Below are 18,833 nucleotides of genomic sequence, written 5' to 3'. Positions count from 1 at the left end.
TTTGGCAATATTATGAAAATTATTTTATAATTAGCGTTTTTAAGGGGTTTGTGATGACTTATTCTAACATTCTTTTTGAAGCACCGCTCCATTAAAAAGCTAGGCTTAGAAAAAACAGATTCTAACCTTGATAAGCTTTTAGAGTTATTTTATCGTTATACTGAAATTGATATAAAGCGTGAAGTTACTTCATCTATTGGCAGACAAAAAGATAATGATAGAATCTATGAGTTTTTAGATAAAGAGGCGTTTGAAAAGCATTATATGGAAGTGATTTATCAAATGTTTCGCACTACGCTTTACAAAGCAAAAGATGATAAGCGTTTTGCCACTTTACGCGATAGAATCTTAAAGCACTATGATAATGAAGTTATGCAAAAAATGCTTGAATACTACAATTTTAGACAGCAGAAAAAGCCAAAACAACAAGAAACGATAAAGCAAATTACAAAGCCTAGTCTCTTAATTGGCGATAACCGCTTGAGCTTAAATAAAATTAAAGATAATCAAATAAGCCTTATTTTTACTTCACCGCCTTATTATAACGCTAGAATTTATAGTGATTATGTCAGCTATAAAGCGTATTTAAAGGCTATGCAAGAGACTTTAAAGCAGTGTTATAGAATCTTAGAAGATGGCAGATTTATTATTATCAATGTTTCCCCTGTGATTACAAAAAGAGCAGGACGAGAATTTGAGAGTATCCGCTATCCTATACATTTTGATTTTCATCAAATTTTATGTGAGAGTGGATTTTATTTTATTGATGAGATTTTATGGATAAAGCCTGAATACTCTGTGCCAAACCGCGTGGCAGGGTATTTACAAACAAAAATGCCTCTAAGTTACAAGCCAAACTGCATTAGTGAAAGCCTTATGGTGTATCGTAAAAATTCCCCATTTTTGCTGGATAAAAATATTAAAAATTATGACAAAAGCTTAAAAAATGATGATGAGCTAGATTCTACAAATTGCTGGTATATATCTCCAAAGGCAGATAAGAATCACCCAGCAGTTTTCCCCGAAGAGCTATGTAAAAGAGTGCTTAAATACTATTCTTTTAAGGGCGATGTGGTATGCGACCCTTTTGCTGGTAGTGGCACTTTTGGTAGAGTTGCTAGAAGTATGGGACGCATTCCGCTTTTGTGCGAAGCAAATGAGAGCTATGCTGAAAAATTAAAAATAGGGGGATTTAGTGAGATTTGATAGCGTGATAATACAAAGTGTAGTAGCAAAACTTTTGCAAGGCGATGATTATAGGGAGGAGGTTATCAATGCAATTAATTTAGAATTTTTAGATTTTGCACTTGATTTTTTCAAAGCAATATTTAGAAGCAAAAATGCAAGATTATGCTTTAAATTTAGAATGGTATAAAACGCATTTTATAAATAATGTAAAATTGAAGCCAGATGAAGCAGCTATTTATGCAGGAATGAATAAAAAGACAATAAGCAATATCTATGGCAGTGCTACAAAAGAAGTGGTTTTAAATGTCGCAAATGCTAATATTGATTATTTAGAATCTTTGCTTACTTCACTGGGAGATAGTAGCGATAATATAGGCATTGCTCTTAAAATAACCTACAAAAATATAGCGATTGAATTAAATCTAAGTGAATCTTTACTTGTAATCAATGCCTTAGCTACAAAGAAAATAGCCTTGCGTGGTGGAGCGTGGAGTAGTATTGGCAAAAGAGTGGAAAAGCCTTTAATGCTTAGTTTATGTGAAAAATGTGGTGTGAAACAAGAGTTTATCAACGCAGAAGTTTTTAGTAAAAATAAAGCATTAGATTTTGATAGAGAAGTGGATTTTAAACTTTATAATGTTGATAAAAGTAAAGAATATAGAGTAGAAGTAAAGTTAATGGGAAAAGGAAATCCAGAATCTGCTGATGCAGTTATCGCAAGAGATAGTCATATTTTTATCGCTGATACTTTGAGCGAACAAAACAAAAAACAATTAAAAGCATTAGGGATAGAGTTTTTAGAATTAAAAAATAACGAAAGGATTTTATTGGACTTTATAGATATATTAGAGCGATTACAAATCCCTTGTAAAAAACCTTAAGCTACAACACCCTTATGCCAAAGTTTAAACAAGCCCTTAGCAGTAGTGAAACTTGGGGTAGTAAGTGGCATCAAACCCAAATTCAAACAATGCTTGAAAATTTATAATAATCCTACAAAATTCATAAATCCCCTTGACAGACACTAGGTGTTAAGCTTTATACTTGTGCATTGTAGATTCTAGGTTGTCATACTGAAGCTATAATCTGAAGTATCTAGCATAGAATCTAAACAAGATATTTCGTGCTATGCACTCAATATGACAAGATTCTAGATTTTAGTCAAATGTGTGCAGGGCAAAAGGACATTTCTTAGAATCTTAATCGCAAGATTGCTACTAGATTCTACAAAAACCTACAAGGACACAACTATGCAAAACATTAACAAAGCAAAAGCTACAACAAACGCTACGCCAAGCACAGATAGAGATATTTTCACACGGGATATAAATGGAGAGCTAATAAGCCCAGATGATAAGGATTTCTCACAGATTTTAGCCGTTATAGAAAACACGCAAAAGTTAGTCCATAAGCTAAACACACAAGCACTAGATAAAGATTCCGTAAGGGCTGTTTTTAGCGAGATTGTAGGCTATGAAGTGGATTGTAGCACTTGGATATTCCCGCCTTTTTATGTGGATTTTGGACGCAATATCAAGGTAGGCAAAAACTTCTTTATGAATAGCTCTTGCACTTTTATGGATAGGGGCGGGATTACAATTGGCGATGATGTGTTTATCGCCCCAAAGGTGTGTCTCACTACAATCAATCACGATTTTAACCCCTACAATCGCAAGGCGACTTTTTGTAAGCCCATTGTGATAAAAGATAGGGTGTGGATAGGGATAAATGCCACGATTTGCCCGGGCGTTACTATTGGAGAAAATTCAATCATTGCTGCAGGAAGCGTAGTAACTAAAGATGTCCCGCCAAATGTCATTGTAGGCGGAAATCCCGCTAAGATTCTAAAAACACTTTAAAAACCTTTAGGGCGTAAGGCTATCACAAAGCCCTTAAGGCTACTCTGCAAATAGCCCTATATGCTTTCTTGCATAGGTTGCATTAGAATCTAGCAATTTGGCAGAGTTTATACGCAAAATCCGCATAGCCGATGATAGATTGACCTTGCGTATTTGTATGAAAGCACTCATTAGAGATTTGCACACTCTCCCCCTTTGGCTTCTCAGGCACAAACTCCGCTGCTGGACTGACAAAGCACCACTGCAACTTGCTAGATTCTTTAAGATACTTTAGCACTTCGCTATGAGCTAGGGCTGGAGGTTTGTATGCTTCAGGGAAACTAGGCGTATCCATAAGCTGCGTATGAGAATCCACATAAAGGCTTCCTGCCCCACCCACGATAAACAAAGCCCCCTTGCTTCCTTGCAGAATCTGCTCTAAGTGCATAATATGTTTTTGATATAGGCTAAGATTCTGCCATTCGCCAAAAGCATCAAATATCACATCAAAATGTCTTAAATCACTAGAATCTAGTGTGAAAATATCCTTTTTTACCACGACTAGATTCTCTAAAAGCCCTTTTACATCGCCTTTTTGCACAGATTCACTTTGCAAACAATTCTCTAGCCACTTTATATCAAACACTTCTCGCACAAACGCACACACACTTGCCCCTTGAAGTAATGCTTCTTTCGCCAAAAGTCTCCTTGCCTTGCCATTTGCTGCTAAAACTGCTACTTGTAACATTATGTTCCTTTTTATAAATTTACCCTTTTAGTTTTTGGAATCTAAAAGGGCTTTGAAATGATAAAGTAGCAATATACAAAAATCAAGTAGGGATAATTTTATAATATAGGTATAAATTTAATAGTATTGTGTAAAATAGGAAAAAAATAGGCTATAATTTTTTCTTATTTGTCACTTCAAGGAATGTGTATGAAAGATTTTTTCTTCGTGTGTCCTGTTGAAACGACACTCAATCTTATAGGCAATAAATGGAAGTTTCTCATTATCCGCGATTTGCTTCAAGGCACAAAACGCTTTGGTGAGCTGAAAAAAAGTATCGGTGCAAGTAAAAATCAAAGCATTTCTCAAAATGTGCTTACACAGAATCTGCGTGAATTAGAAGAAGCAAAGCTCATCACACGCAAGGTTTATGCTGAAGTCCCCCCACGCGTAGAATACAGCCTAACCCCACTTGGATTCACTCTGCAGTCTGTTTTGACAAGTCTAGAATCTTGGGGTAGAAGCTATCAAAATTTATAAAGTTAAGATTCTAAGAATGCTTTAGAATCTTGCGTAATATAGAAATGATAAGAGACTGCAAAAAGGCGATGCTATGTATTGCTATTTTCTTTTTTATGTGCTTGTCCCCACGCACACATAGAATCTAGAACCGGTATGATGATTTCCCACGAGATGATAGGCTGTATTCAACTTTAGGCGGGATTTGCGGATATTCTTTGCGTTTGATTAAGTCATCACTCTCAAGCTCTCGCAACGCATCTGTAAGTGATTTAAACGACACGCCATCAATGTAGCGTTTTAGCTCGTTATAGCGGACAACTCAAAACGATGAAGTGCATATAGAACAGTCATCTTATATTTGCCGCTAATAAGACTTAAAGTGTAGGCAAATGGACTCTCACAAAGCAAACAATTATGGATAGATTCTGTATTTTTTTGGATTTTTCTGCATATTTTCACCTTTTTTTATTTGTAGCCAGATAGCTTAAATGTGAATGCGTATTTTACTCTACTTTTGGTAAGTATATTACTTTATTTTGCGTATTGTATTTTTGTGAGCTTTGATTTATAATTTTGTAAATTTTAGGATTTAGAAAAGGAATAGTGATGAATAAAGTCAAAATTGAAGTGATAAAAACGCATTTTGATGAAGAGTTGGCTAAAGAATATGGCGTGGAATGCGTGTGTCCTATACACAAGGTTGGAGAGAGTTTTATCTCGCTTGGCTTTGATAAACCGCAAGGATTCTGCGATGAAGCGTGGAAGGCGATTTATCAATATGTATTTGCACTCGCACATAGCGATAAGGACAGCGTATTTTATTTTAAAGATTGGATTCAAAAGCCCGGTGTGGCGATAAACTCGTGCAATGATGGAATCCGCCCAGTGATTTTTAAACTCACAAGGCTAGATTCTAAAGCACAGACAGATGACTTTTACAATGAGTGAAAATTAGAAATGGCAGTAAGAAATTTGGTAATTACAATTTACAAACAAAGATGATAGCAATTGGCTACAACATTTTTCAAAGATTCTAAAAACACTTTAGAATCTAATGCAGGGATTATAGAGGTAAAATATTTTGATATGGGAAGATTCTAAAATTATATAGATTTGCATTTCCCCCTTGAGCTACACTAGGTGTCAGGTTTTATACTTTCACTTCACATTTATTTTTATACGAAAAGGAAAAAGATGAATCATAATTTTTTATTGTGGATTTTATGTTTTGGTGTATGGGATTTTAAGCACAGAGCTTGGAATGATGGGGATTATCCCCATTGTGGCACAGAAATTTAGCGTATCCATTGATGATGCGGGCTGGAGTGTGAGTGTATTTGCATTAATGATTGTGTTTTGTGCGCCTATTGCCCCTTTGCTTGGAATGATATGTTTATATGTGTTGATATTTGTGTTTGCAAAGCAAGGGGTTGTGCTGCTTATATTTGCGGTGCTGCTTGGAATCTTAGCGGGTGTTGTCAATAATGCCACACATTATGTGATAACGCACCCCTATCCACAAGCCCCTGATTTTGCAAATGGCTTGTTTGTCTCATCGGCAAATATCGGCTTAAGCACAGGTGTGGCTCTATGCGGACTTTGCATTTCATTGCTTAATACGCAATACACCGCCCTTTGTGCCATTGTGCTTTTATCTATAGGTGTAGCTACAATGCTATTTAGGGTGCGATTGGAAAAAGGGCATAAGGATTAAGGGGGATTTAACTTTTGAGATTTCTTGATAGATACTAGGCTTTTGTTTTAGAATCTAAAAGTTTATTTTCATAGTATTTTATGATTTTTCTTAAATGCTTTTGCTCTAAGTTTTTCATAAAAGATTCCATAAAAGCGTAGTTTGGATTGCCTTTAGAATCTATGGGTAAAACCAACTTTTCTCTTTTGATTCTCACATCATTAATCTCACGATTAAAGCTGTATTTCTCGCTTAACCTTTGAATTAAAGGCAACATAAACAAATAAATATATGGGCTAAATGTTGTATTTTCAAGCGTTGTGATATGGTCGCTCCCTATAAATTCATATTGGTGAAAAAATGCACTTCCCACGCTCCCACTATTCGCAAGGCTAATGCAGTTTTGAAACTTCCTTACTTCTTTATCATTATCGATAAAATTATCCACGCCATTATTGATAGAGCTAGAAGAAATATAAGGTGTTTTACCATTTATTTGGTGCTTTTTAATCAGTCTTTTACCGCGTTTTATTTTATGGAAAATTTTATAGAAATAAAACTCTCTCCATTGCAATTTATCAAGGTTGCAAGTATAAGAAAAGGTAGAATCTTGCCTACTAGATTCTATAAAAGCATAATAATCATTATAATCAAAGGGTATTACCCCCCCCCCCCGCTAGAATCTAGTTTATGTGTATAATAAGCTAAGATTTTTTGCAAATGCTTTTGCTCTAAGTTTTTCATAAAAGATTCCATAAATTCATAGTGTGGATTACCTTTAGAATCTATGGGAAGCATAATTGTTAAAGAATCCGCATTTTGCTGTCTAAATTGTTTTCCATAAGAAAATTTACTTTTCTGTTTATTAATACACGCAACAAGGAATAATTTCACACACAATGATAATTTCTCATTAATAAAAAAATAAATATTGTCATCTCCTGTGGCTTCATAGGAATGATAAAACGCATTACCAAACATATCAATGGAAATAAAATCTTTATATTTTTTCATAGTTTCATTGCCAATAAATGAAGCAACACCATTATTTGCTTCTCCTGCTGTAAGCAAAGGGGTTTTGCCTTGCTCTCTATCTCTCTCAACAAGTCTTTTTCCGTGATAGTTTTTGAAAAATAAAGAAAATTTAAACTTATCCCACTGCACAGATTCTAAACTTAATTCATTCTTTGCAATTTCCATTAGGCTACCCTCAAGGAAAGTTGCAAGGTTTTGCTTTGTTGTAAAAGTGTGGGATTGTTCGTTATGTCTTTGGGATACTTCGCTTTGCTCAGTATGACAAGGCAAAAGATCGGTATGACGCGATAAAAAATCAGTATGGCAGGATATAGAATCGGTATAGCAAAGTGAAGATTCAGTAAGATAAGGTGGGTGGCAAATATTATCCCCCCCCCCCCCATTAGAATCTAAAAGTTTATTTTCATAGTATTTTATGATTTTTGTTAAGTGCTTTTGTTCTAACTTACGCATACAAGATTCCATAAAAGCGTAGTTTGGGTTGCCTTTAGAATCTATGGGAAGCATAAGTTTTTGAATCTTTAATATATGCGTAGAAAGTTGATAACCATACATGTATTTAAAGGTAAAATTTTTAATAAGAGGTATCAAAAATAAGGCTATATACACATTAAGTTCCTTATTTTTAGGTTTAATGGCGTGGATTTTCATATCTAAACTTACTTTATTTTTTTGATAAAACACACTGCCTAAAAATGAAATGCTAATAAAATTTTCTAAAGTTCTAAAATTTTTATTTTCTACATTTTGCGTAAAAAATGCAATACCATTATTTAAATCTGTAGCCGTAATGCGTGGTATCTTACCATTTGAAAACTCACTTTGATTAACCAAAGCACCCGTATAAACCTCAAACAAATCACAAATTTTAAACTCGCCCCATTTCATAGAATCTACATTCATATTGTCTCCTTACTTGATTCCTTGATTTAATTCTGCTACAATTCTTTTTGTTTCGAGGGGATGCTTTTCCCCTAATCCTTCTAAAGATTTTTCTACTAAACCCATCAATATATCATCTAAAAAGATTTCAATATTTTCTGTTGCTAGATTTATAATCATTTTTTGATTGTTTTTATTTTGTATAGACGCACTTAATCGCGGCTTGTTATCATTGTTTAGCTTGTAGAGATTTTCAAAATGAAATGCCCTATTGCGTAAATTTTTAAAAAGTAGCAACAACAAACTTACTTTTTGATAGTCTTGCAACTCTATTTTATTGCTAAACCTATTCTTATTCCCCATAAAATACCGCTTAAAATCTAAGCTTTTTAAAAACTTATTTGTAAAAAGCTGATTGTGAATCTTGTAAAAATCCACCACTCTTAGCCAAAAGCCCAAACTCTGTTGCGATAATGCTTGATGATGGGCTAACTTGGTATTTAAAAGAGATTTTAAAATCCACTCATTATCATTTATGCTTACCATATAATCAATGCTATTTCTTAGCACAATTTCTATAAGCCCCATTTTTGCTGCGATAGAGTTTATTAACTTAAAATTATCTAAATGTTCTTTCAAATCCGCATAGCTATCTAGTCTTTTTTGTGAAAAAAGTCGTTGATATATTTCTTTATCTATCATCATCTCCCTCTAAACCAAATAAATATCCCCGTCCGTGCGTTATCATATTAAATTCAAATGTGAGATAATCCGCCATTGTTTTATCAAAATCTTCGTATTTTGGAATCTCATCATTAAAATAATAAAAGCTGTGTAGCCATTCATCTTGGGCTTCTATGGTAGTTTTCACGCAAAATTTAGATTCTGCTTCCATTTCATCACGCCAGACTTTTAGCAAATGTGCCTTTTTATCTTTAGCGTGTATGGTTTCTACTAAACCTTTATGCTTTTGTACTTCAAAGCCATCATCTTCGTAATGTATAAATTTACAAATCTTGTCTTTATGGTGTGGAATCCACGCGGTAAATATGGCTATACAAGGGTTTGTGCCTACACCATAGAAGGTATTTTTATTACAAGTGATGACACCTTCTAGGGTATGCTTTTTTAAAATATTTGCTTTAATCGCCTTTTCTTCTTTGCTTTTTCCTGTAACGGCACTTTGTGGGATTATCACAATCGCTTTTGCACCCTTAGTGAGAGAATCTAAAAGCTGTTCGCTAAAGGCGATTTCATAAAGATTTGGATTTGCCTTGCTGCCTTGAGAATAGGGCGGATTCATCATACCAATGCTTGCAGCTATGTCTTTTTGAAGCTCAAAGGGATTTTGCTTTAAAAAGTCTTTATTTTCTAAATTACTTTTACCATCACCACGCACAATCATATTAGTCGTGGCAATGCAAAACATATCAGGCTTTTCTTCTATGCCAAAAAGTTGATTTTCTTTGATATGTTGCCTTTGTGTCTCATCTGTAACTTGTGAAAGCATATTATGCATAGCAGCGATCAAAAATCCAGCCGTTCCACAACAAGGATCAAATACAACATCATTAGGTTTTAACTCCACTAAATCACAAAAAAGCTCACAAATATGCTTAGGGGTTAGTATAATGCCTAAAGTCTGTCCATCGCCACCACCATATTTCATAAATTCGCTATAAAATAATCCTAAAATATCCTCGCTTGTTTGCGTGTATTTAATATTTTGATAAATGCGTTTATAGAGAAATTCTGTGTAATGTTTTAGCGGTGTTTTGCCTAAGGTGCTGTTAGTTTCATTGATTTTTGGTGTATCTTTTATGATAGAGAATTGACTTAATAATTTATCTTTTTTCACTTCAGGGCGGACATTTGCGCGTTTTAAATTATCTGCTATGGCTTCATAGATTTTTATCCCATCGCTTTTTTGCTTATCTGTATTTAGTCGCTCTAAATCAAAGTTTTTATACTTTATCTCTTCTAGGGCAAGTAAAATACCAGAAACTACGATAGGCTTTTCAGTATCGCGTAAATTGCCATAGTTGCGTAAATCTTCGTGTAATTCTTTCGCATCTTTTAGAAGTTGCTCTGTTGTTTTCTCTTGGTTAGTTTGTTCTTTTAGTATCTCTTTAGTATAGTATTCTTCAATATTATATTCATTAAAGACAATAAAGTCTTCTAAATCTTTTAAATCCTTAGTTACAAAGCCATTTTCATTGATGAAATAAGGCGTGATTTTATGGCGTTTTTCATTGCCACTTACAGCTATGGCAATAATCTTTTTATAATTTGTGTGTTTGGCTAAGTGTTTGCCATAATGAATCGCACCATTAACGGCATAATTTTTCACAGAATCTGCATTTTCTAAATCAATGCAATTTTTTGAATCTAGTTTGCAATGCTTATCTATATTTGCTTTGTTTTCAAACACAAATACAAAGTCTTTTACCACCGCACAAAAGTCTGGATAGCCTGCTTTACCGCTAAGGGCTTTGGAAGCGGTTTTAAACGCTTCATCTAGCTCTTTAGTTCCTCCTCCCTGCTCTGCAAAAGGTATGTTTGCAACCTTTAATAAATCCCTCACCCAAGAATCTGTTTTTACCTCATTTCTTGCCATTGTATTCCTTTGTGATTACAAAAAGCAGAAGTATAACAAATTTTTCAGCTACTTATCATATCTTGTCAGTGATAAGAATCTCACATTTCCCCTTGAGCTACATTAGATGTTAGGCTATGTGGTGAAAAATCTGCAAATAGAGCGATACATAAGCGAATATAAAGCACATTTGCAAAAGTATGTGAAAGGCTAGAATCTTAAAGCTTTGTAGAATCTAGCCCTTAAACACATAGCCTAAACACACGCATAAGATTCCACATACATTGGAGAGTAGCATATAAAGCATTGTGGTAGGGATACAATGATTTTGCAGGAGTTTTAGCACTTCTAGGCTAAAGGTAGAAAATGTGCTAAATCCCCCAAGCAAACCGATAGTAAGGAACACAAATAAAGTGAATCTTGCCCTTTTATCATCGCCACACATAGCCCTATGCCAAAACACGCTAACATATTGATACAAAATGTCGCTATGAAGCTATAATGCAGATGACTTGGCAAAATAGATACAACACCATAGCCTATATAAAAGCGTAACGCCACCCCTATACCACCACCTAGGCTGATAAGTGCGAGTTTGGTTAGCATTTGTGTCCTTTTTGTGTGAAATTTTCATACTATAATACAAGAAAATATGCAAAAAAAACAGAAAGGCAAAACTATGATAATTCTAATCGGTGGGGAAAGCCATACGGGCAAAACGCTTTTGGCACAAAGGTTGCTTGAAATCTATCATTACCCTTATATGAGTTTAGATCATCTAAAAATGGGCTTTATAAAATGATTAGAAAATCCACCTTTTAGTGTGGAGAATGATATTGGAATCTACTTGTTGTCATGTTAGGCCTTTGAAAAAGGCGAAACATCTAATATTATGGAATCTAAAATTTTGTTAAAATGCACCAAAAGATTCGCCATTGCTTATGAAAGTGTAGATTTGAAATACATTAAGTAAGGATTTTAAATTTATTACAAAAAATAAAGTTGTGAAGAATAGACTCTATAAGAATTATAGAATCTCGGTGTTACCTATCATCTTACTAGACAGATTCCAAAAAAGACTCTAAACTTACAGAGATTCTAATTCTTTAAAGTAGCTTAGAATCTACAAAAGCACATGTTTAAAGACTTCATCAATGTTTTGGACGGCAATTATCTCTAGGTTTTGTTGCACTTCTTTTGGTATATCTTCTAAATCTCTTTTATAGTTTTTAAGCGGGATTAGAGCTTTTTTAATATCTGCTTTATAGGCTGCTATAAGCTTTTCTTTAAGCCCTCCAATAGGCAGGACTTCACCGCTAAGGTTAAGCTCACCCGTCATTGCCACATCTTGCCTTACATTTTTATCAAATAGGATTGAAGCAATAGCACACGCCATGGTAATGCCAGCACTAGGACCATCTTTTGGCGTAGCACCCTCTGGGACATGCAAGTGAATATCAAGCGTTTCTGTTGGGCTTTTATAGGTGCTAGATTCTGTATCTTTTGTGGTTTCTGTGTTGTCTTTAGATTCTGTATTACTCGATTTAGCATTCAACTTTTTAAAGTCTTTTTGCAGGGTATTATCAAGTCTATTTTTCACAACAGAGTAAGCGATATAGGCAGATTCTTTCATCACATCGCCTAATTGCCCTGTGAGTTTTAGATTACCCTTACCAAGCAGGGATAATGCCTCAATCTTTAATACATCGCCGCCAACTGCCGTCCATGCTAGTCCATTGACTACACCAAGCCTTGGCTTTCTCTCTGCTTTGTCAATCTCAAATACACTTTTTTTCAATAATCTTGTTAAATCTTTCACGCCTACTTGTATAGTCTGTGCCTTATTGCTTAGAATCTCGACTGCGGCTTTACGCATGATTTGTGCGATTTTCCTGCGGAGATTCCTTACCCCTGCTTCCCTTGTGTAATTGTGGATAATGGTCTCTATGGCGTCTTTAGAGATTTTTATCTCATCTGGTCGTAAGCCGTGATTTTTAATCTCTTGTGGAATGAGATATTTTTTTGCTATTTCGTATTTTTCCTGCGGTGTGTAGCTGCTGATTTCTATAAACTCCATTCTATCTCTAAGCGGTGCTGGAATGAGTGAAATATCATTTGCCGTTGCGATAAATACGACTTGCGATAAATCTATGCTAAAGTTTGCGTAATAGTCTCTAAAACTCACATTCTGCTCTGGGTCTAGAATCTCTAAAAGCACACTTGTAGGATCGCCCCTTACCCCCCTTACAATCTTATCGATTTCATCAAGCACAACGACTGGATTCATCTTTTTAGAATCTATTAAGCCTTGCACGATTCTACCCGGCATTGAGCCTAGATAGGTGCGTCTATGCCCCCTCAATTCATTCACATCTTCTAATCCACCTAGTGCAATCCTTACAAGCGGTCTGTTAAGTGCAGTAGCTATGGAGTTTGCAAGGCTAGTTTTACCCACGCCGGGTGCACCATAAAAGCAAAGGATAGTGCCTTTATGCTTTTCGTTTGTATTGATAGTCTCATCGTTTTTAGAATATTCTTTTAACTCTTCTTTTTTAGATTCTATTCTTTTAGATTCACTTGCTTTATCCTTTGCTCTTTGCTCTAAAAGCTGTTTGACTGCAAAATATTCTACAATCCTTTGCTTTGCATCAACGAGTGAGTAATGATCGCTACTTAATTGCTTTTCTACATTTTTAATGCTTAGCTTTTTACTGCTTATGCTTGTAAATGGAATCTCTAGCATCCATTCTACATAGTTTTGCACCATATTTGCATCAGAGCTATCAGGGTGAGCACGGGATAATCTATCAATTTGCTTTTTAATCTCTTTATATGCGTCTTCGTGCATACCGCTTTTTAACTCTTCTAGTTTGCTATAATATTGGTCTATCTCCTCATCTCGTTGTTTATCAATGCCTAGCTCTTTTTGAATCTGTTTTAATTGCTCTTTTAGGAAAAATTCGCGATTAATTTGATCCATTTTTGTATGCACTTTTGATTTTATATCTTTTTGTAATTTTTGCGTTTCAATCTCTTCTAGCACCATTTGAGTAGCAAGCATAAGCCTATCTTCTGTATCATTGCTAGAGAATAGAATATAGCTTTGCTCCTTTTTTAATCGCAAAGTAGAAGTTACTAAATCTACAACTTTATTTGGATCATCTGTGCTTTCAATATTGCGTAATAAATCAGGCGAAATGTTTTGACTTAAATGTGCTAGGGCATTAATCTTTTCCATAAACACTGCTAGAAGTGCGTCTATTGTCTGCTTATTGCTTGGCTTATAAGTGATGACTTCAATCTGTGCTTCTAGTGGCTCTACATTGATGATCTCTGTGATTTTGCCCTTTGAAATTCCTTGAAATAGAATCTTTATACGCCCATCAGGCAAACTCACCTTACGCATGATTTTACCCACAACGCCCACATCATAGAAGGGCACATCATTATCTTTTGGATTATTTTTCGCACATACTACAAATATATTTTCATTACCTTTTTGAGCCTTTTGCACGGCCGCTATATTTGCTTTATCCGAGATAAAAATGGGGGCAATGATAAAAGGAAATACAAACATTTCCTCTTCTACAACGACAGGCAATGTAACTAATGCTTCATTTTCTTTATCCATAATAATCCTTTCTTTGTATTTATATATTTTCTACCAGTTGAGTAGCACCATATACCATGGCACCTTTGATGGTGTTGGCTTTGTGGCTTCCTGCAAGTCAGAATCTATTCTTTCCTTATATATCTGTTCTGCTTCTTTTTGATCGTTTTTTTCATACACTCTTGCAATAGCCTTATTCAGCTCATTTTGTCCAAGCACAAATTTTACTTCCATTTCATGCACGAAAGGCATGTATCTACTATTTGGATATTTCTCCATAAATTCTTGTATTAAGATTATAGAATCTGTCATAAATTGTTGATCTTTTGAAGCGTTTTTAAATGCGTATAAATGTGATTTTAACCGCAAAAAGCTAATATAATCGGCATTATTTGCATTCCCATATCGCTTTAAATATTCTTTAAAATAAAAGTCAGATAAAATATATTCTTCATTACTTAAATGAGCTTGTCCTAAGGCTAACATTGCCTCTGGTATAAGTGGCGAGTTTAAATGCTCGCTTTGTAAGGAAGAAAAGTGGCTATCAGCTGTCTCTAGATTCCCAAGTCGTATGTTTTTAAAGATTCCTTCATACCAAAAACTTGCTGGTTGATTATAGACAACTTCTTTATCCTTATTACTACATGCCATAAACAAGCATGATAAAAATAGGCATAATAACATGGTAGAATGGGAAGAAAATGTATTGTAAAGTGTTTTATTTTGCAAAATAAACTCCGCTTAAAAAATAAACGATATTATATAAAAAATTCGTGTTATGTTTGCATATTTATAAACTTTTTGGTAAAATATTCATTTTGCTATATAGCTTTAAGGGCTTAAGAAATACTAAAAGCATTGTGTATGTAGCATTCGCAACTTATAATGTTAATCTCGGAGAGTGTTATGATTTTTGAAGTCAAGTCGCCAATTTTAGGTTTTGAGCATGTTAATAAGATGAAGCTAGAAAAGCTTGATGAAGTTTTTCTGCGATTAACAAATGCTGATGATGCGACACCAATTTTTACTCTAGTTAATCCATTTGTTTTACGCGAAACTTATGAATTTGAAGTGCCTATGGCATTAAAACTATTGCTTGATTTAGAAAATAGTAAAAATATTCTAACCGCTAATATCATGGTTATGCAAAATCCAATTGAACGCTCAACGATTAATTTCCTTGCACCTTTAGTTTTTAACTTTGACAATCTCACTATGGCTCAAATCGTCCTTGATAGCATTAAATACCCACATTATAAACTCGCAGAACCAATAGCTAACTACTATCCACAGGATACGGACGCACAACCGCAAGCATAACCCTACACTTTTTCTCTCTACAACGCACCTATGGGCTATTGAATTTAGTTCTATTGGATTAGCTTTATCTTGAATTCTAGATTCACAATAAATCTCATGTTGTTAATCGTATTGTATAGCTTATTGCAGTGTGTGCTGGTTATAGATGTAATTGAGCTATATGGAAATCTAGCGCATGTTTATTACCATATTGACCCTTTGGGAAGATGAAATATTTTTATTTGTTGCAGAATCTATAATTTCTGTCTGTGTAAATTGGTAATAATTTTTTAAATATTCACAATATTATATATCTATTGCTTTTGTCTTATTGGCGTTTATAACATGCAGTTTTTACTTTATTCTACATTTATGATGGCAATCAAGCGATTTTCTTTTACATAAAACATTATTCTTATGACATAGATTCTATTATGTTACTTTTTGTAAAAATTAGCTTTTTTGTTATTTTTTGATAATCTTGTTTATCATATTTATTTACATAAATGAATCATGATTGATTATCAAGTTACTTAAATGATTTGACATTTTACATAATAAGGATTAGTATGCAAAGACCTGTTTGGAGTTCTCAACTCGCATATATTTTAACCGTTGCTGGTGCGACAATAGGCTTTGGGGCTACATGGCGTTTTCCCTATATGGTCGGGCAAAATGGTGGTGGTGCGTATGTGCTTACATTTTGTATAGCGATGATTCTAATCGGAATCCCCATGATTCTTGTTGAAAATGCGATTGGCAGACGCATGCATAAAAACTCTTTTGATTGCTTTAGTGGCACAGCAAATGGCAAACCTATATCGCCGCTTTGGAAGATCATAGGCATTACTGGACTTATTGGCTGTTTTGGTATTATGGCGTATTACATGGTGATTGGTGGTTGGGTTTTAAACTATATTTTTAATAGTATAACAGGCTCACTTTCTCTCTCGCATACGCTTTCTGCTAGTGAGACAAAGGCATTTTGGGAATCGAGTGTCGTTCATGCACCACTTGCAGTAAGTATTGCTACTTTCTTTTTTGTTTTGGCAAACTATATTGTTTTAACTCGCGGTGTTATTAATGGAATCGAAAAGGCTGCAAAGATTCTCATGCCTCTGCTTTTCTGCCTTATGATTGGCATGGTTATACGAAATGTTACTTTAGATGGTGCTATGGAGGGCATTAGATACTACTTAACACCTGATTTTAGTAAAATCACACTTGATTTATTCATTGTAGTATTGGGGCAAGTATTCTTTGCATTATCGCTTGGATTTGGCGTTATGATTACGCTTTCATCGCATTTGCATAAAAATGAACAGCTTATTAAAACCTCTGTGATTACTGGTGTTGTTAATACTTTAATTGCAGTTGTAGCTGGCTTTATGATTTTCCCATCACTCTTTAGCTTTGGTGTAGATCCTGCTGCTGGTCCTAGCCTTGTATTTGAGAGTTTGCCTATTGTGTTTTCTAAAATGCATGGCGGCACGATTTTTATGGTTGCATTTTTCTGCTTGCTTATGCTTGCGGCATTTACGACTTCATTGCCAAATTTTCAAGTTTTAATCGTTGTGTTAGAAGAGAAATTTGGTATGAATAAAAAAGTAGCGGTATTCCTTGTTTTAAGTGTGGTGTTTGTGCTTGGTAATATCCCCTCAATCTTGGGTGATAACGCATGGAGTGATATAAAGATTCTAGGAAAGAGTATATTTGATGCCTTTGATGATATTAGTGCGACTATATTTTTTATCTTTACTTCCCTTGGTTGTGCTATCTTTGTAGGTTGGGTGCTTAAAGATGAAGCAAAGCAAGAAATATTGCAAGGAAGCGAAAAATATGCGGGTATTGTAAATATTTGGTTTTTATATGTGAAATATATTATCCCTATTATCATTTTAGTTGTCTTTGTGGCTAGTTTCAAAGAGAAATTTTTATCATAAAGTCTAATATGATATCCTTTATTTGCTAGGGCTTTAGTGCATTTTATAGGCTATTTATTTTTTATTCTATGTAAAATGCTATAATCCCGCTTTAGCAAGTAAAAAAGGAGTCTTAAGTATGACTAGCACACATAACACACCAGAATCTATTGAGATTTTTTTTGATTTTTGTAAAGCAAATGAAGTAGAATTTGTAGATTTTAGATTCACAGATATAAAAGGGACTTGGCATCATATAAGCTTCTCGATGTCAGCTATTGATTCTGATACTTTTAAAGTAGGTATTCCATTTGATGGCTCAAGTCTTGCCGCATGGCAACCTATCAATAAATCTGATATGATACTTATCCCAGAGCTTGTGCGATATTTTATCGATCCTTTTACTGCGGATACAACAATCGTGGTATTTTGTGATATTTGGGATATTTATAAAAATGAGCCTTATGAGAAATGCCCTAGAAGTATCGTTAAAAGAGCTATGCGGCATTTAGTTGATTTAGGCATTGGCGATAGTGCGTATTTTGGACCTGAAAATGAATTTTTTGTATTTGATAGTATTAAAATGCGAGATTCTGTAAATTGTCAATATTATGAAGTGGATACAGAAGATGGAGAATGGAATAGAGATAGGACATTTGAAGGTGGGAGTAATATAGGACACAGACCCGGCTTAAAAGGTGGATATTTTCCTGTTGCCCCTGTTGATTCCTTAGTAGATATTCGTGCAGAAATGGTAAAGGTGCTAAATCAAGTGGGGCTAGAAACATTTGTCGTGCATCATGAAGTCGCACAAGGGCAGTGTGAAATCGGTGTGCGTTTTGGCAATATGATAGAAGCAGCAGATAATGTGCAAAAGCTAAAGTATGTCGTAAAAATGGTAGCACATCTAAATGGCAAAACTGCTACCTTCATGCCAAAGCCCCTATATGGCGATAATGGTAGCGGTATGCATGTGCATATCAGTATATGGAAAGATGGTAAAAATTGCTTTGCAGGTGATAAATATCAAGGGCTTAGCGAAATGGCATTGCATTTTTTAGGCGGTGTGTTGAAACATGCAAGAAGTGTAGCAGCCTTTACAAATGCTAGCACAAATTCATACAAAAGGCTGATACCGGGCTTTGAAGCCCCAAGCATTCTAACATATTCTGCGCAAAATAGAAGTGCAAGTGTTAGGATTCCATACAATCAAGGGGAGAAAGCAAAAAGAATGGAGTTTAGATTCCCAGATAGCTCGAGTAATCCTTATCTAGCCTTTGCTAGTCTATTTATGGCAGGACTTGATGGCATTATAAAAAAGACAAATCCGGGTGAGCCTATGGATATTAATCTTTTTGAATTAAGCCTTGATGAAATTAGAGATAAAGGCATTAAGCAATTACCGCACACATTGCGTAGTGCTATTGAAGAAATGCTTGCGGATAGAGAGTATCTAAAAGAGGGCAATGTCTTTAGCGAAGACTTTTTACAAGTATATAAGGCATATAAGTTTGAAACAGA

At 34.7% G+C, this 18,833-nt stretch carries 19 protein-coding genes and 2 pseudogenes; 11 read left to right on the top strand and 10 right to left on the bottom strand.

The annotated features are described in order from the left end of the window. Nucleotides 1–75 precede the first annotated feature (75 nt). From C6H17_RS04185 to C6H17_RS04175, 3 genes and pseudogenes are all read left to right on the top strand, one after another. Nucleotides 76–1,206 carry a DNA-methyltransferase gene (locus tag C6H17_RS04185; protein WP_005216784.1) on the top strand — a complete coding sequence of 377 codons (1,131 nt, stop codon included), beginning with the start codon at nucleotides 76–78 and terminating at the stop codon, nucleotides 1,204–1,206. Then, nucleotides 1,196–2,069: pseudogene (locus C6H17_RS04180) on the top strand (CfrBI family restriction endonuclease). The gene C6H17_RS04185 and the pseudogene C6H17_RS04180 overlap by 11 nt, the downstream one beginning before the upstream one ends. A 369-nt stretch (nucleotides 2,070–2,438) precedes the next feature. After that, nucleotides 2,439–3,047 (top strand): sugar O-acetyltransferase, encoded by a 609-nt coding sequence (locus C6H17_RS04175; protein WP_005216787.1) that lies wholly within the window; start codon nucleotides 2,439–2,441, stop codon nucleotides 3,045–3,047. 82 nt (nucleotides 3,048–3,129) lie between these two features. Here the strand turns inward: C6H17_RS04175 and C6H17_RS04170 are convergent, their stop codons facing one another. Beyond that, nucleotides 3,130–3,774: an NAD(P)-dependent oxidoreductase gene (locus C6H17_RS04170; protein ID WP_005216788.1), complete on the bottom strand. Its 645-nt coding sequence runs from the start codon at nucleotides 3,772–3,774 to the stop codon at nucleotides 3,130–3,132. Nucleotides 3,775–3,963: 189 nt separating this feature from the next. Between C6H17_RS04170 and rrpB the strand changes: the two genes are divergently transcribed. Continuing rightward, nucleotides 3,964–4,293: a MarR family transcription factor RrpB gene (gene rrpB / locus C6H17_RS04165; protein ID WP_005216795.1), complete on the top strand. Its 330-nt coding sequence runs from the start codon at nucleotides 3,964–3,966 to the stop codon at nucleotides 4,291–4,293. 71 nt (nucleotides 4,294–4,364) lie between these two features. On the opposite strand, the pseudogene C6H17_RS04160 reads toward rrpB, so the two are convergent. Next, nucleotides 4,365–4,695, bottom strand: a pseudogene (locus tag C6H17_RS04160) (winged helix-turn-helix transcriptional regulator). Nucleotides 4,696–4,881: 186 nt separating this feature from the next. Between C6H17_RS04160 and C6H17_RS04155 the strand changes: the two are divergent. Continuing rightward, a complete protein-coding gene (locus C6H17_RS04155; RefSeq protein WP_005216799.1) occupies nucleotides 4,882–5,223 on the top strand; it encodes a TIGR04076 family protein in 342 nt (113 codons plus the stop codon). 283 nt (nucleotides 5,224–5,506) lie between these two features. After that, the gene (locus C6H17_RS04150) at nucleotides 5,507–5,989 is read left to right on the top strand and encodes an MFS transporter (RefSeq protein ID WP_396279276.1); all 483 of its coding nucleotides are present in this window, start codon (nucleotides 5,507–5,509) and stop codon (nucleotides 5,987–5,989) included. Nucleotides 5,990–6,023: 34 nt separating this feature from the next. Here C6H17_RS04150 and C6H17_RS04145 read toward each other — a convergent pair whose 3' ends face one another. Continuing rightward, nucleotides 6,024–6,542, bottom strand: coding sequence for a restriction endonuclease subunit S (locus C6H17_RS04145; RefSeq protein ID WP_104731358.1), 519 nt, complete (start codon nucleotides 6,540–6,542; stop codon nucleotides 6,024–6,026). Between C6H17_RS04145 and C6H17_RS12445 the strand changes: the two genes are divergently transcribed. Next, nucleotides 6,465–6,668, top strand: a complete 204-nt coding sequence (locus C6H17_RS12445; protein ID WP_199768858.1) for a hypothetical protein — start codon at nucleotides 6,465–6,467, stop codon at nucleotides 6,666–6,668. The two genes, C6H17_RS04145 and C6H17_RS12445, sit on opposite strands and share 78 nt — an antisense overlap. Here C6H17_RS12445 and C6H17_RS12105 read toward each other — a convergent pair. The 5 genes from C6H17_RS12105 to C6H17_RS04120 all read right to left on the bottom strand — a co-directional run bounded on the left by C6H17_RS12105 (nucleotide 6,629) and on the right by C6H17_RS04120 (nucleotide 11,087). After that, complete coding sequence (locus C6H17_RS12105; protein WP_158655003.1) at nucleotides 6,629–7,906, bottom strand: restriction endonuclease subunit S; 1,278 nt, start codon at nucleotides 7,904–7,906, stop codon at nucleotides 6,629–6,631. The genes C6H17_RS12445 and C6H17_RS12105 overlap by 40 nt on opposite strands. A 9-nt stretch (nucleotides 7,907–7,915) precedes the next feature. After that, complete coding sequence (locus C6H17_RS04135; RefSeq protein WP_020995452.1) at nucleotides 7,916–8,587, bottom strand: hypothetical protein; 672 nt, start codon at nucleotides 8,585–8,587, stop codon at nucleotides 7,916–7,918. After that, the gene (locus tag C6H17_RS04130) at nucleotides 8,577–10,502 is read right to left on the bottom strand and encodes an HsdM family class I SAM-dependent methyltransferase (RefSeq protein ID WP_005216808.1); all 1,926 of its coding nucleotides are present in this window, start codon (nucleotides 10,500–10,502) and stop codon (nucleotides 8,577–8,579) included. The genes C6H17_RS04135 and C6H17_RS04130 overlap by 11 nt, the downstream gene beginning before the upstream one ends. Nucleotides 10,503–10,716: 214 nt before the next feature. Beyond that, on the bottom strand, nucleotides 10,717–10,926 hold the full coding sequence (locus C6H17_RS12845) for a fluoride efflux transporter FluC (RefSeq protein WP_223808325.1): 210 nt from the start codon (nucleotides 10,924–10,926) through the stop codon (nucleotides 10,717–10,719). Further along, a complete protein-coding gene (locus C6H17_RS04120; protein WP_005216809.1) occupies nucleotides 10,830–11,087 on the bottom strand; it encodes a FluC/FEX family fluoride channel in 258 nt (85 codons plus the stop codon). Before C6H17_RS04120 ends, C6H17_RS12845 begins: the two co-directional genes overlap by 97 nt. 73 nt (nucleotides 11,088–11,160) lie before the next feature. Here C6H17_RS04120 and C6H17_RS13250 point away from each other — a divergent pair, with 73 nt between their 5' ends. Then, the gene (locus C6H17_RS13250; RefSeq protein WP_005216811.1) at nucleotides 11,161–11,283 is read left to right on the top strand and encodes a hypothetical protein; all 123 of its coding nucleotides are present in this window, start codon (nucleotides 11,161–11,163) and stop codon (nucleotides 11,281–11,283) included. A 321-nt stretch (nucleotides 11,284–11,604) separates the two neighbouring features. Here C6H17_RS13250 and lon read toward each other — a convergent pair whose 3' ends face one another. After that, nucleotides 11,605–14,112 (bottom strand): endopeptidase La, encoded by a 2,508-nt coding sequence (gene lon, locus C6H17_RS04115; RefSeq protein WP_020995453.1) that lies wholly within the window; start codon nucleotides 14,110–14,112, stop codon nucleotides 11,605–11,607. Between the two features lie 30 nt (nucleotides 14,113–14,142). After that, nucleotides 14,143–14,775 (bottom strand): outer membrane protein assembly factor BamD, encoded by a 633-nt coding sequence (locus tag C6H17_RS04110; protein ID WP_005216814.1) that lies wholly within the window; start codon nucleotides 14,773–14,775, stop codon nucleotides 14,143–14,145. A 222-nt stretch (nucleotides 14,776–14,997) separates the two neighbouring features. Between C6H17_RS04110 and fliW the strand changes: the two genes are divergently transcribed. The 3 genes from fliW to glnA form a co-directional block, all read left to right on the top strand. Next, nucleotides 14,998–15,411, top strand: coding sequence for a flagellar assembly protein FliW (gene fliW, locus C6H17_RS04105; RefSeq protein WP_004086083.1), 414 nt, complete (start codon nucleotides 14,998–15,000; stop codon nucleotides 15,409–15,411). A gap of 548 nt (nucleotides 15,412–15,959) precedes the next feature. Then, nucleotides 15,960–17,333, top strand: a complete 1,374-nt coding sequence (locus C6H17_RS04100; RefSeq protein WP_005216826.1) for a sodium-dependent transporter — start codon at nucleotides 15,960–15,962, stop codon at nucleotides 17,331–17,333. A 118-nt stretch (nucleotides 17,334–17,451) separates the two neighbouring features. Next, a partial coding sequence (gene glnA, locus C6H17_RS04095) for a type I glutamate--ammonia ligase (RefSeq protein WP_104731357.1) occupies nucleotides 17,452–18,833 on the top strand: 1,382 nt, incomplete at its 3' end.

The sequence above is a fragment of the Helicobacter rappini genome (assembly GCF_900198625.1).
Taxonomy (GTDB): domain Bacteria; phylum Campylobacterota; class Campylobacteria; order Campylobacterales; family Helicobacteraceae; genus Helicobacter_A; species Helicobacter_A rappini.
This window is presented reverse-complemented; position numbering and strand designations above follow the sequence as displayed.